This window comes from Acinetobacter sp. OYA S30 (assembly GCF_033599315.1).
Lineage (GTDB): Bacteria > Pseudomonadota > Gammaproteobacteria > Pseudomonadales > Moraxellaceae > Acinetobacter > Acinetobacter baumannii.
In genome coordinates this window covers 40,373-54,942 of record NZ_JAWVAV010000014.1, presented here as the reverse complement: position 1 = coordinate 54,942, position 14,570 = coordinate 40,373, and the positions used below count along the sequence as shown (strand labels likewise).

The 14,570-nt window shown below is 37.7% G+C and carries 11 protein-coding genes; 10 read left to right on the top strand and 1 reads right to left on the bottom strand.

What is annotated here, in order from left to right; all coding sequences use genetic code 11:
• The first annotated feature begins 27 nt into the window (after positions 1 to 27).
• The 10 genes from tssM (at position 28) to R5R67_RS09160 (ending at position 13,701) form a co-directional block, all read left to right on the top strand.
• The gene (tssM, locus tag R5R67_RS09205; RefSeq protein ID WP_318754811.1) at positions 28 to 3,852 is read left to right on the top strand and encodes a type VI secretion system membrane subunit TssM; all 3,825 of its coding nucleotides are present in this window, start codon (positions 28 to 30) and stop codon (positions 3,850 to 3,852) included.
• A gap of 37 nt (positions 3,853 to 3,889) precedes the next feature.
• On the top strand, positions 3,890 to 4,849 hold the full coding sequence (gene tagF, locus R5R67_RS09200) for a type VI secretion system-associated protein TagF (protein WP_009520473.1): 960 nt from the start codon (positions 3,890 to 3,892) through the stop codon (positions 4,847 to 4,849).
• Between the two features lie 2 nt (positions 4,850 to 4,851).
• Complete coding sequence (locus R5R67_RS09195; protein WP_318754810.1) at positions 4,852 to 5,619, top strand: OmpA family protein; 768 nt, start codon at positions 4,852 to 4,854, stop codon at positions 5,617 to 5,619.
• A 16-nt stretch (positions 5,620 to 5,635) separates the two neighbouring features.
• Positions 5,636 to 5,899, top strand: a complete 264-nt coding sequence (locus R5R67_RS09190) for a PAAR domain-containing protein (protein WP_000168112.1) — start codon at positions 5,636 to 5,638, stop codon at positions 5,897 to 5,899.
• Positions 5,900 to 6,117: 218 nt separating this feature from the next.
• Complete coding sequence (gene tssH / locus R5R67_RS09185) at positions 6,118 to 8,799, top strand: type VI secretion system ATPase TssH (RefSeq protein ID WP_002040926.1); 2,682 nt, start codon at positions 6,118 to 6,120, stop codon at positions 8,797 to 8,799.
• Between the two features lie 23 nt (positions 8,800 to 8,822).
• A complete protein-coding gene (gene tssA, locus R5R67_RS09180) occupies positions 8,823 to 9,917 on the top strand; it encodes a type VI secretion system protein TssA (protein WP_000020715.1) in 1,095 nt (364 codons plus the stop codon).
• A 16-nt stretch (positions 9,918 to 9,933) separates the two neighbouring features.
• A complete protein-coding gene (tssK, locus tag R5R67_RS09175) occupies positions 9,934 to 11,298 on the top strand; it encodes a type VI secretion system baseplate subunit TssK (protein WP_000471439.1) in 1,365 nt (454 codons plus the stop codon).
• A 17-nt stretch (positions 11,299 to 11,315) separates the two neighbouring features.
• Positions 11,316 to 12,122: a type IVB secretion system protein IcmH/DotU gene (gene icmH / locus R5R67_RS09170; RefSeq protein WP_000083629.1), complete on the top strand. Its 807-nt coding sequence runs from the start codon at positions 11,316 to 11,318 to the stop codon at positions 12,120 to 12,122.
• Between the two features lie 12 nt (positions 12,123 to 12,134).
• On the top strand, positions 12,135 to 12,740 hold the full coding sequence (locus R5R67_RS09165) for a hypothetical protein (protein ID WP_000046448.1): 606 nt from the start codon (positions 12,135 to 12,137) through the stop codon (positions 12,738 to 12,740).
• A 7-nt stretch (positions 12,741 to 12,747) separates the two neighbouring features.
• The gene (locus R5R67_RS09160) at positions 12,748 to 13,701 is read left to right on the top strand and encodes a M15 family metallopeptidase (RefSeq protein ID WP_000972583.1); all 954 of its coding nucleotides are present in this window, start codon (positions 12,748 to 12,750) and stop codon (positions 13,699 to 13,701) included.
• A gap of 2 nt (positions 13,702 to 13,703) precedes the next feature.
• Here R5R67_RS09160 and R5R67_RS09155 read toward each other — a convergent pair whose 3' ends face one another.
• On the bottom strand, positions 13,704 to 14,555 hold the full coding sequence (locus tag R5R67_RS09155; RefSeq protein ID WP_318754809.1) for a LysR family transcriptional regulator: 852 nt from the start codon (positions 14,553 to 14,555) through the stop codon (positions 13,704 to 13,706).
• Between the last annotated feature and the right edge of the window lie 15 nt (positions 14,556 to 14,570).

The window sequence follows — 14,570 nt, the reverse complement described above, 5'->3', positions numbered from 1 at the left end:
AAACTTTGAACTTAGAACGAGAATAGAATGCATACAATTTTAGGCTACTTGTGGCAGTACATCACGAATCCTAAAGCAATTATCGCCTTGTCATTGTTCGTGGCATTGATGTCTTCCTATACTTCAATTCCTCGCCATATATTTTGGGCTTTAGCATCTGCATATGCTTTAGGGCTCATCGCTTATGGAATTTATTGGCTAATTCAGCGTAAAAAGCATGCTGTTCAAGGTGAAGAGCTTGCACAAGCGATTGAAAAGGATACCCAAGCAGAGTACGGCAAAAATAAAGATAAAGAAGAGCTGCAACTTATTAGCCAACAAATGAAAGAATCTATTCAATTGATTCGTAAGTCAAAGTTAGGCGATAAAAAGGGGAACGCAGCACTATATGAGTTGCCATGGTATATGGTCATTGGTAACCCAGCTGCTGGTAAAAGTTCTGCGATCTATAATTCTGGTTTAAAGTTTCCTTTTGAAGAAACCCATCAAAAAATGGTTTCGGCTGGTTTAAGCGGTACGCGTAATTGTGACTGGTTTTTTTCGACTGAGGGTATTTTACTCGACACCGCTGGACGTTATTCGGTCTATAGCGAAGACCACTCTGAATGGTTAGGCTTTTTAAATATCTTAAAGAAGAACCGTTCTAAGGCTCCAGTAAATGGTTTAATTCTTATTGTTAGTATTGCTGAGCTTGTTAGTCAGAGTCCTGAACACTCATTAAAGCTTGCGAAAAATTTACGCGCTCGTATTCAGGATTTAACCGAACGTTTAGAAGTGGTTGTACCCGTATATCTAGTCTTTTCAAAAATGGATTTGATCGCGGGTTTTACCGAATTTTTCGAATTCTATGAAGCACAAGAATATAATCAGGCGTGGGGCGCAACACTACCATATGAGCAAAACTCTTCTCATAATGCTGTAGATCTTTTTGAGAAACACTACAATATTCTTTATGACGGTTTAAAAGGGGTCAGTTCAACTCATCTTAGCCGTCGACATTCTCAAAATATCTCACCTAGTGTGATGACTTTCCCATTAGAATTTAAGACATTAAAACCTGCATTAAAAAGTTTTATTGCGACATTGTTTGAAGATAACCCTTACCAGTTCCAACCAGTTTTCCGTGGGTTTTATTTCACAAGTGCTTTGCAAGAAGGCGTAATAGAAAGTCCAATGACTGAGCAAATTGCACAGGAATTCCAGCTTTCCCAAATTGCTCAAAGTGAAGTAAAAGATCAGCTAAAAACAACGCCTAACCATGGTTATTTCTTAAAAGGCTTGTTTTCAGATGTCATTTTAAAAGATAAAGATCTGGTTAAACAGCATGTCAATACAAGCAAAAAGCGTCAGCGTTATATTGCATTTATTGGTGCTTTAGCAGGCGTATCCATTATTCTCGGTGTGTGGGTTTGGTCATATCGTAATAATCAACAACTTATTGCCGAAGTTCAAGCTGATTTGAATAAAGTTGTTCAATTGGAAAAGAGTTCAGGTCAACAATTGTCGACTCAATTAGAGGCCTTACTTATCTTGCAAAGACGTCTACAACAGTTAGACGAATTTGATGAAAATAGACCACTAAAATTTAGTTTTGGTTTATATCAAGGTAATGAGCTACGTGAAAAATTAAAAGCTGAATATTTAAAAGGTGTTAAGCAAATTGTTTTGATACCTACACAGCAAAATATTGCTCAGTATTTGCAACGTGTAAAAAATAACGAAGCAACTTTAAAAGCAAATCATACCAATGTTGAGATCAAGCAAACTGCTCAAACTCAGCAATATTTAGAGCCTTCGGATACCAACCCTCAAGATGCTTATAATGCTTTAAAAGCATATTTAATGATGAGCAATCCACAGTATATGGATGCAAGTCACTTAAGTGATCAGGTAACGCGTTTCTGGCGTTCTTGGCTTGATGCCAATAAAGGGCAGATGCCACGTGCAGATATGATCCAAGAAACTGAGCAGATCTTATCTTATGCAATGACATTGGCAAATGATAAACAATTCCCGATCTTGGATGCTGACTCTCAACTTGTGGATCAGACACGTCAAGTATTGCTCTCTGTTATTAGAGGTATGCCAGCACGTGACCGTGTTTATAATGAAATTAAAATGCGTGCTGCTGTGCGCTTTCCAGCTTTAACTGTAAGCCAGATTGTAGGTGATGCAAATAAAAATATTGTATTGGGTAGTTATGCATTACCAGGGGTATTTACTCAAAAAGCTTGGAACGAGTATGTAGAAAAAGCAATTGAGGAAGCAGCAGACAAACCTACGGATACTAAAGACTGGGTGCTTAATAGCCGTCAATCTGATGATTTAACTTTTTCTGGTAGTCCAGAGCAAATCAGAAAGCAGCTTACTGCATTGTATAAACAAGAATATATTGCAGAGTGGAGAAAATTCTTAAGTGGTATTCACTATGCAAAAGCAACTCAGTTTGCTCAGCAAGTTAAAAATATTGATGTATTGGGCGAACCACAAAATTCACCAATTCGCACACTTATTGAACGCGTAGCCATTGAAACAAATTGGGATAATCCGGTCGTTCAAGCCGAGTTAGCAGCACCTCAAAAAGGATTTATTGCATGGTTTAAACGTAAGGTTTTAAACCATGATGATAAACAATTAGCAAATCAGGCTGTAACGAATGCTCAAGGGCCTATTTCTCAAGAATATCAAATGTTCTATCAATTGGTTCGTAAACGTGATGATCAGCAAGGTAAATCTTTGCTTGATGAATATATGACGAATCTTGCCTTAGTACGTAGTAAGTTTAATGAACTTAAGAATGCGGGTGAGATCGGACCGAATGCGATGACATTGGTTAAGCAAACTTTAAATGAGCAGACATCGCTATTTAACCAGACTCAAAAAATTGTAGATGAAAAGATGGCGGTTGGTTTCAGTGAAATTGATCAGCAACTTCTACAAAAATTAGTGGTGAGTCCACTTACCCAAGCCTTTGAAAGCTTAATTACACCTACTCAAGATGAAATTAATAAGCTATGGGTAATGCAAGCCTATCAACCATTTACTGCAAATCTTGCTAAGAAATATCCATTTAACTCATCAGCTTCTTTACAAGCAACAAGTAGTGAAATTGGACAAATTCTTGGTGAAAACGGCAGTATTTCCCGTTTTGTTAAAGAGAGTTTAGATCCGTTTGTTATCCGCCGTGGTTATACTTTAACTTCAAAAACATGGAAAGATTTGGGGATTAGTTTAAACCCACAATTTGTTATGAACTTCCAACGCTATGTTGCACCTACAAATGGAATGGCAACAGGTGAGTTAAATAGCCAAGCACCAGCTGCTCCGGCAACCAATCAGTCTAACTTCCAGTTCTACCCAATTCAAAACCCGCAATTACTTTCATATACCGTTGATATTGATGGTCAGCGTATGACTTATGAAAATGGGGTGCAGCAATGGGTTAACTTTATTTGGCCAAATCAAGGCAGTATTCCGGGTGCTCGTATTACAGCTGTAGATTTACAAGGTCAAACACATACCATTTTTGATGAACCAGGCGAATACGGGATTAACCGTTTAATCGATAGTGCACAGCGTAAAGAGCAAAACGGTGGTTTTGAAATGCTTTGGCGCAGTAAGACAGATCCATCACTCTTTGTGAAAATGAACTTCCGTCTTATTAGTAGTAATTCAGGAAGTATCGGTTCAAGCCGTGGCTACTCTGGTATGCAACTGGTTGACAAAGTAACTGCGGATAAGGCTGCTCGCGTTGTATCCGCACAGCAAGCACCAGCTCAGGCAGCTGCTCCTGCCAAAACTGAAAATCCAGTTTCTGCACTAGCACAACCTGCTGCGGGAGTTAAGCCATGACATGGAAACTAACCTCTACATTCAAGGAGGAGCATTGATGCATACATTAAAAACAACTCCTCTGTATTACGGGAAAAGCCCTGCACGTGGTGACTTCTTAAAGACAAAAGGTCAATATGCCTTAATACAGGTACTTGATCAGTGGATAACAGAAGCATTGGAATATGCAATGCAGTCAAATATGTTCAAAGAAGCATATAGCAAGTTGCCTTCATTGGATTTCTTTATTGCAAATCCACATGAGAACATGTTCTTGGCTGCTAATTTGTTGGCGAGCGAAGACAGTTCAGGTCGAGCTTTTCCGATGGTACTCAGTCATTTACTTGAGGTTGATTTACCATATGAAAATTTACTATATGCACCTTATAGCTATAAGCATGTCTTAGTTGATTTATTTCAAAATAATCGTGCATTAAGAGGGATTAAAGATTCTGATTTATTATTTGGTAAGCTAAATCATTTACCAAATCAAATTCAGGTTTTATCTGAACGTGAATGTGTAGGTTTTTATGAAAATCATACCATGCATTCATTTGCTCAGTTAATGAAGCTAAGTATTTATGAGTTAGCTCAAAGCATGATTGGTTTAGGATTACTACTACAACCAATTTTACAAAATGGGACTAGCCGTTTAAATAAAGTCTTGATTCTACCGATTAATAATCCTGCTTATTGTTATGAAATAGCGGCATTCTGGGTCAGTATTATTTGTCGGTTTTTAAAACAGCATAATACCGAAGTATTAATTGGGTTGTTACATCGGGAGCAGCCAGTATTATTCTTTGGTTTTCAGGGTGCTGATATTTTAGCTCTTAGCGATATTTTTACTCAGAATATGGATAGCAAACATTGGGTTTCTTTAATACAAGCTCAATGGATTGATACTTATTTGGAACAGAATGCTGGTTTAGCAACGCTAGAACAATCTTTATGTCAACGCCAATTAAGTTTAAATCAAGGTTTAAAACTATTTAGACAGACTTTTTTGGGTGAATAACAATGAATCAAAAATATCAAATTAAACTTTCACAACTTATAAAAGGCTGTTTTATATATGCAATTGCGAATTATGCTTTAGCACAGCCTATAGTTGTAGAAGGTGTAGTGCCAAATGAAGCAAGTAAACAGGCTATTTTAATGAAAATGCAGTCTGTTTATGGTGCAGATCAAGTTGTTGATAAAATACAAGTTCGACCAGTTGCCGCTCCAAATGGATGGAGTGACTCTGTCACACGAGTGATTACACCTGATCTTAAAAAAGTTTCTCAGGGTAAGTTAAGTGTTAATGGAACCCGATTTGAACTGACCGGGAAAATGCTAAATCCGACAGAAATACAGCCAACCATTCAGTCTTTTCAGAGTTTGGTACAGCCTCCATATCAATTATTTTCCCAGCTTTCTGTAAATCAGGCTGAGCAGAAGATTATTGATGATGCTTTAAAAAATCGAATTATTGAATTTGAATCTGGTAGTGCAGTATTAACTGAAGCTGGACAAAAAATTCTTGATGAAATGGCTGTTGCTTTAAATAAAGTGGGCGGGAAAAAAGTCAAAATTGTGGGGCATACCGATAGTTCTGGTGATGCGACCAAAAACTTAAAACTCAGCCAAGATCGAGCTTTAGCAGTTAAAAATTATTTAATTAGTAAGAATATTCCTGCTGATCATTTATCTACCGAAGGTTTAGGTTCATCTAAGCCTATAGCGGACAATACTTCTGCGGAAGGTAGAAAGAAAAACCGCCGAATTGAGTTCACCGTTTTATAGGGATAAGGAGAAGAATATGGCTAGCCCTTACATTACGATTGGATGCCCAACGACAGGTGGAGGGCAAGTCATTTCTGGTAATAGTGCATTTTTAATTGAGGGAATCGCAATTGCATGTGTAGGTGATAAAGCAACTTGTCCGGCGCATAAAACGGTTTCTACGATTGTTTCCGGTGACCCAAATATGCAAGTGATGGGAAAAGCAGCAGCAAGAGTAAATGATTCATTATCGTGTGGCTGTAAATTATTACCGAAACAAAGTTTGGTTAATCAAGGGTAGCAGAGGGTATATCTTTTTTCTTAAATGGTTAAGTTAAAAAGATATGTGTACTAATTAAATGATCTTAAATGGTATTAGATTTTTTATTCAGATATAAGAAATCTAATAAATCATATTAATGATTGTAATGCTGGGTTATTTGTCGGATAAAGCTAAATTTTGGTAATATACGGGCATTATGATTTTAAGTATTAAATTATTTAAAAATATTGAGAGTAATGATGAGTAGTTTAAAAATTTTAATTACAAAACTTTCTACAGCTGCACGCAGTGCTTTAGAAAAATCTGCTAATGCTTGTGTTCTTCAGCAAAACTACGAAATTGAAATTGAACATTTATTTTTAGAGTTACTTAATCAGCCTTTAGAAAACGATTTAAAAATTTTATTAAAAAAATATAAAATCTCAGCCGATGCTTTAGCAGATGATTTAAAAGAAACAATTTCTCAATTACCAAAAGGTAATACACGTACTCCAATTTTTGCTAAATCAATTGTTCGTTTATTTGAACAAGCTTGGTTATTGGCTTCAGCAGAACAAAATCCTGTCATTCGTAGTGGTCATTTACTGGTTGCATTATTAACTGCACCAGACCTCTATCAAATTGCAACGAGAGCTTCGAGTTTATTTGATCTTTTCCCGATAGACTCAATGAAACATAAGTTTCTTGAAATTTGTGAAAAAAGTGTAGAACAACAAGAAGAATCAAAAACATCTTCACAAGCAGATGAATTAGAACAAGCCGCGACTCCAACTGCAAAAACTCAAAAAACACCTGCTTTAGATCAATATACAATTAATTTAACTGAAAAAGCGAAGAATGGTGGGATTGACCCTGTTATTGGGCGTGAATATGAAATTCGTTTGATGCTCGATATTTTAATGCGTAGACGTCAGAACAACCCAATTTTAACTGGTGAGCCAGGTGTAGGTAAAACAGCTGTAGTTGAAGGGTTGGCTTTAAAAATTGCTCAAGGTTTAGTTCCTGAAGCATTAAAAAATGTTCATTTGCACGTTTTAGATATGGGGCTTTTGCAAGCTGGGGCAAGTGTTAAAGGTGAATTTGAAAACCGTTTAAAGCAAGTTATTCAAGAAGTCCAATCATCGGCTCATCCTATTATTTTATTTATTGATGAAGCGCATACGCTTATTGGAGCAGGTGGCCAAGCGGGGCAAAACGATGCTGCCAATCTTTTAAAACCTGCACTTGCTCGTGGCGAGTTACGTACTATTGCTGCAACAACATGGGCAGAATATAAACAGTATTTTGAGAAAGATGCTGCATTAAGCCGCCGTTTTCAGGTGGTAAAGGTTGAAGAACCGACCGAAGAAGTTGCTGTAGATATGTTACGTGCAATGATTCCCGTAATGCAAAATCACTTTAATTTACAAATTGATGATGAAGCAATTGTAACGGCTGTACATGCCTCTCACCGCTATATTAGTGGTCGTCAACTCCCAGACAAAGCAGTAAGTGTTCTTGATACTGCAGCAGCGCGTGTAGCTTTGACCCAAAATGCACAACCAGTCAAACTTGATCAATTGAAAGCACAAGAACATAACTTAAAGCTTGAGCAACAAATTTTGGAAAATGAACACCGTCAAATTCCAATACATCATGAAAGATTAGAAAATCTGAAAAACCAACTAGAGTCATTACAAAGTGAGATCCAAGAGACTCAGGAACAATGGCAAAAAGAATTAGAGCTAGTTCGTAAAATTCAGGAATTAGAAGCGCAGAGCCATTCTAATGAGTCTGAAGCCTACGATCAGATTAATTTAATACGCAAAGACCTTGCTGATATTCAGGGACAACAGCCGTTAGTTTTTGAGCGAGTAAACTCTCAGATCATCAATGAAATTATTTCTGATTGGACAGGTATTCCTGTTGGGAAAATGGTCAATGATGAAATTAAGCAGATTTTAACGCTTGAAGATAAATTAGGTGAGCGTGTAATGGGGCAAGATTATGCACTTACACAATTAGTTCAAGGGATTAAAACTTCAAAAGCTAAATTAGAAGATCCAAATAAACCTCAAGGGGTGTTCCTTTTAGTCGGGCCTAGTGGGGTTGGTAAAACTGAAACTGCTTTAGCCTTAGCTAATGAGTTATATGGCGGTGAACAGCATTTAATCACGATTAATATGTCTGAGTATCAAGAAGCACATACTGTCTCTTCGCTTAAAGGTGCACCTCCAGGCTATGTTGGCTATGGTCAGGGTGGGGTTTTAACTGAAGCTGTACGCCGTAATCCTTATAGTGTTGTGTTACTCGACGAAATTGAAAAAGCACATAGCGATGTTCAGGAGTTGTTCTATCAAGTATTTGATAAAGGTACTTTAGAGGATGGTGAAGGGCGCGTTATTGATTTTAAAAACACGACAATCTTATTAACTTCAAATACGGGCTCGAGTGCAATTATGCAGGCATGTTTAAATCAGCCTGTAGAAGAATGGCCTACCGCAGAAGATTTAATCGAACATTTAAAGCCGAGTTTATATAAACAGTTTAAGCCAGCCTTTTTAGGGCGTATGAGAGTTGTGCCATATTTCCCATTGCATGATGATTTATTGGTTCGAATTATTAAACATAAATTGGGCAAAATTACTGCTCGAATTGAAAAACAATATGGAACGGAAGTTCAATATTCAGATGACTTGGTCGAGTTGCTACTCAGCCGTTGTACTGAAGTGGATAGTGGTGCCCGTAATGTTGATAACATCTTAAATTCTACAGTTTTACCTGCTTTGGCAACTGAAATTTTAGTGGCGTTAGCAGATCAAAAATTGCCGAAATTGATCATGATTGATGCGAAAGATGACGAGATCCAATATTTACTAGATCCTGTGGCGAAGCCTGCTAAAAAACGGACTAGTAAAAAGTTGAAATCAGAAGTTTAAAAATTTAATAGAGCCAAAATTAGATGAGTATTGATATTTCTGAACTACTTAAACCCATTAATGACAGCTTGCTTTGTGGTGAGGATTATTCATTTTCTAATGAATTTCACGAGATAAAGAAAGCCAGAACACAGGATGATCTATTATTAGATCAGGGGGATTGGGTTGCTGAACGGAAGCAGGCAGATTGGGACTTTGTTGCGAAGAGTGTAAGCACTTTGCTCATTGAAAAAACCAAAGATATCCGTCTATTAACTTGGGTAATAGAAGCCTGGACTCATCTAAATGGTTTTGAAGGCATGGTAAAGGGAATCACTTTAACTCATACCATGCTGAACCAATATTGGCAGGATATTCATCCGATTATTGAAGATGATGATTTGGATCAGCGTATTGGTTTATTACAAGGTCTTATTAATCAGTTGCCAATGCTGTTGAAGAAAGTACCTTTAACTAACACAGCTCCTTATTATAACTTGCTTGATTATGATAATTTTCTATATCACGAAAATATACGCCGTAAGCAAACAGAAGAGTACGAGAGTCAGTCAGGTCCATCTGAATTAGAACAATTTGATCAAGCGATCTTTAATACATCTAAAACCTTTCAATACTCAAATTATCAAGAGTTTACTTCGGTTTTAACGGAGTGGAATGTTTTAAAACAGACACTCGACCATTTAATGGGATTAGATTCACCGAGTTTTGCTGCAATTGATTCTGCATTTGAAACAATACACAGCACTTTACGTAAAATTTACAAAGCAGAGGCTTTTGGTACTGGGCTTGCGCCGAGCCAAGAACAGGCCGCTGTCATCACGACACCGTCTATGGAAAATCAAGTGCCTGTACAAATCGTATCAGACCAGCCTATGTTTCAGCCACAAGCACAAACTCACTTGGCCAATCGCGAGCAAGCAATGAAAGTGCTGCAAGAAATAGCTGATTATTTTCAAGCAAATGAGCCCCATAGTCCTGTGAGCTATATGCTCCAAAAGACCATTAAATGGAGCCAAATGCCGTTGCATGAATGGTTAGCACAAGTGATTAAAGATGAGCATCCATTACAAATGGTTCAGGAAATGTTAGGTGTTCAACCTAAAAATGAATATGAATAAAGATTGGTAAAGAGATATGTTTAAAGCTGAAAAAGTCCTGTGGGGCGAAGGTTTATTTTTAAGACCTCAACATTTCCAGATTCAAGATACCTATCATGAACAACGTTTAAATCATACGGTTCGTGCTGTTGTTCCATTTTCCTATGGTGTTCAAAAACTTAGTTTTGATGAAGCACAGTTAAGTACGCATATTCTTGCACTTGAATCGGTAGAAATGATTTGGCAAGACGGTGAAATATATCAAGCGCCTGCTTATGACTTATTACCTGAACCTATTTTGCTTGATGAGCTTAATTTACGTGGTGAAATGGTCATCTATTTGGCATTACCATTATTACAAGCCAATAAACAAAACTTAATCGATCAAAATCAATCACAAAAAGGGCGCTATCAATCGCATTTGGTTGAAACCCACGATCTGTTCACAAACGCGACAGAAGCTGATATCAGCTTATTACGTCGTCGAGCTGTGTTTAAATTGTTAGATGCACATAATAATCCTGATCATAATTTAGATGGTTTCCTGTATTTGCCAATAGGCAAAATTAAACGTCAGAGTTCAGGTGCTTTTGAAATTGACCGCAAATTTATTCCGCCCATTTTGCATGTCGATGCATCTGAGACCTTGGTTTCAAATTTAAAAAGAACCTTGAATGTTATTAAGGCAAAAATTAAAACGATTCAAACCAATAATCGAGAAAATGAGCAGAAATTAATTGAATTCCGTTCAGGTGATATCGTTTCGTTTTGGTTGGTAAATGCTTTAAATACTGCTCATGCTGGTCTGAGCCATTTCTTGCAATATCCGCAAATTCATCCGGAACGATTATTCTTTGAATTGCTACGTTTAGCAGGTTCGTTATTAACCTTCTCGACAGCTTATGAAGTTGATCAGTTACCTGCATATAAACATCATAATTTGCAAGAGAGCTTCACCCAACTCGACACAATTTTACGTGATTTACTCGATACGATTATTTCGAGTCGTTACATCAGTATTGCCCTTAAAGAAATTCGCCCTTCATATTGGGTAGGAAGTCTCGAAACCGATAAGATTACTCGAGATACCAGACTTTATATTGCTGTATCAAGTAGCGCGATGCAGACCCATGAGTTGATTCAAATCGTTCCTCTACGTTTTAAAATCGGTAGTACTTTAGATGTTGAACAACGTGTTGTTGCAGCATTACCAGCAATTCCATTACATCACTTAATCCAAGTTCCAACTGCTATTCCAGTACGTTCGGGTGTGAGCTATTTTGAAATCGAACCGCATCATGAACTCTATCAACGTATGTTGGATTCAGAAACGATTTGTATTTATGTTCCGGCTGGATTCCAAGATATCAGTATTGAGCTGATTGCGGTCATGAACGCTTAAAGATAAAGGAGAGAAAAATGTCACAATCTACAGGTGCTCCTTCTTTATTTGACGATGGGCAAATTGGGACAGGGGGGAATAATAATAGCCAGTCCCAAGTAAAATTACAGGCAATTAATCTGATTGATTTATTGCATGATGGTTTTTACTTAATCTTTTTAATTCGAAATCAGTATGTGCCAGCTGATCCACAGCGCTTTCGTGAAAAAATTCTAGATTTGCTTAATCGATTTGAGCAACAAGCGAAAAAGTTACAATTTTCAGCTGATGATATTCATGATGCTAAATATGCGTTTTGTGCACTGATTGATGAAACGATCGTAACCCAGCAAGACCCAAGCTATTTTAATTTACAAAATTCTTGGTTAATTAGCCCATTACAGTTAAGTCTGTTTGGTTCTCAGTTAGCGGGTTATCAATTCTTCGAAATTTTAGAGCAATTACGTAGTCGTGGAAAAGAGCGATTAGCTGCTCTTGAAGTCTTCCATTACTGCTTATTATTAGGTTTTCAGGGTAAATACCGAATTGAGTCAATTGAAAGCCTTAACCATTTGGTGGCACGAGTAGGCGATGAAATTGATTATCTGAAAGGGAAAAAAGTGGCTTTTTCGCCATTCTCGGCAATTCCTGATCAGATACGAAATATTATCCATCGTGAGTTACCTTTTTTCTGGATTTTGATTTTCTTATTGATTTTTGCATTACTTACCTTTGCAGGTTTAAGATTTATGCTTAACAATCAAAATGATAAAGCATTATCTAATTATCAAAATGTGATTTCTGCCCCACAAGAGCAGGCACATATTACAATTTACTTACCTTGATGATGGAAAGAAATGGCTCAGGAAAAACCAACTTCTATTCGAGTTTTGCAATCGAATAAAAAAAAGTCGAGATCACCCGTAATCTATATCATCATTGGTATTATTGCAGGTGTTTTTGTAAGTATCTCGCTGTTCCTGTTCTTGTCTCAACCGTATTCATCCGACCCTACAAGTGTTGAGAGCAAATCGAATCAAGATCAGGAGCTTGACCAAGTCTTGATGACTAATTCTTCTGCACATGACCAAGCAGTAAGTGATCAGCAAGAGCAAACTGATCCGATGAGCCATGATGGTTTTGAGCAACCTAAAGAGAATGAGTTAAGTAACATTTTTAAGCCTGCTCCTCATAAAGAGGCCGCACCTAACCCACAACGTGTTTCACCTTTTGATGCACAGTTAACAGGTGAACAGGTTGTACCTAAGCAACAGGCTGTTGTAGCTAAACCTGTACAGCCAAAACTACAGATAGTTCAGCAAAAACCGGCTACCCAGACGAAAGTGGTTCAAGCCAAACCCGCTGAGGTAAATAAAGCTCCGGTTGAACAAGAGGCTGATGTGGAACCACCTAAAGCTTCGGTTGATATTAAAATTACACGAAGTCCATTTGCTGTGAATTAGTTAAGTCATGATGATTTTTCTAATTTTCTTTTGTTTTGCTTGCCTTGCTATAGGGTTAGCATTTTTGATGTCTTATGAGTTAAGAAATAAGGGTAGAACATTTGTTCTATCTTTATTACCTCAGGGGCGTCGGCAGCTAAATCAAGTTAGACAATTTGCTCAAACAATGAATCAGGCTGCGGCTCCTGAAAAACTACAATCACATTGGCATTTACAGCAATGGTGGATTGTAATTGCAGGATTTTTTTTATTTGCCAGTATTTTAATTTTTGCTTTTACTCGCCCAATCAGTTCAACACGAATTGAAGCCGAGTATCTTAAAAAAACTGATCCGCAAATTTATGCATTATTAAATGGAGAAATATTATCGCCTCCACCTGAAGTAGATGAAAGCCTGATTGAAGCTGCAATTGTCGAAGCAACTCAGTTAGAGCAGCAATATGCTTCTCAAGAAAGTGGTGTTATAAATTCTTCACCAATTGATAATACAAGTTTTGATGGCCGTGCGATTTTAGATACGAGTTTAGTCAACCGTAAGTGGGATAAAATGAACCCACGCTATAAGCAGCGTTTGCTTATGGTCTTTAAAATTATGAAAGAACAATATGGTTATGAACTTGTTTTGCTTGAAGGTTATCGTAGTCCAGCACGTCAAAATATGTTGGCAGGCAATCCGAATACAACCAGAGCAAAAGGGTATCAAAGTTATCATCAATTTGGTTTAGCGGCAGATGTGGCCTTTAAGCGAAACGGTAAAGTTGTTATTTCTGAACGCGACCCATGGGCTATGCAAGGTTACCGCCTATATGGGCAAGTTGCCGAGTCCGTCGGGCTTACCTGGGGTGGTCGCTGGAAATCTATACAAGATTATGGCCATACAGAATATAGAATGCCAGGCTTGAAGAAAACTCAAGAAATGGCGGAAAAGCTGATTGCCGAAAGCTTAAATGACATCAGTTAAACCTAGGAGCCTGATTGGAAGCGATCATGTAAAACGGTAGTCATGTGATCGACAAGCTGGGAAATCAACCCAGCTTTTTCCCATGTATAAATTGAAACAACCATAGGTGAAGCTTCACCTAAAGATTTATATCTACGTACACGACGGCCTTTTGTGGTACTAACTGGTAGTAAAGATATTCCCAAACCTGTTTCGACACTTACTAGAACACTTTCTAAACTACTTCCTGTAAAAGCAATATACCAACGTCGTCGTTCACGCTCTAATGTCTCAAACATTTCATCTCGGTAAAGTCCACCTTGAGGAAAGGTCACTAAACGAATTGGTTCAGACAAAGGCGTAATCGCATTTTCACTTTCAAACCATGCCATTTCTTCAGGAAAAGAGGCATAACAATCGGCGCTGGCTGCTGATTGTTTCACAATAACAATATCTAGTTCACCATTACGATAGCGCTCTGTCAGGTTGCGGCTTAAGCCTGAAGTGACATCTAACCGAATAGTACGATGTTCTTGAGCGAATAGACCGAAAACTTCTGCCATAGCAGTACTCATCATATCTTCTGGCAATCCAATTCGAATAGGGATGCTGCCAGCTGGATCTTTTAAGACCGCCTCAGCCTCTTGTTGAAGCATCAAAATTCTTTGAGCATAACCAATTAAATATTCACCTGAAGCTGTTAATTGTAATGGTCTTGCTGTGCGATCAATAAGGGAGTGACCAACCGATTCTTCGAGGCGTGCTAACTGCTGACTAATAGTTGATTGTGTCAGATGCAACTTATCAGCGGCGGCTGTAAAACTACCACTTTCAAAAATGGTTACAAATGCACGAAGAAGACGAGGGTCAAACATAAATGAATACCATCA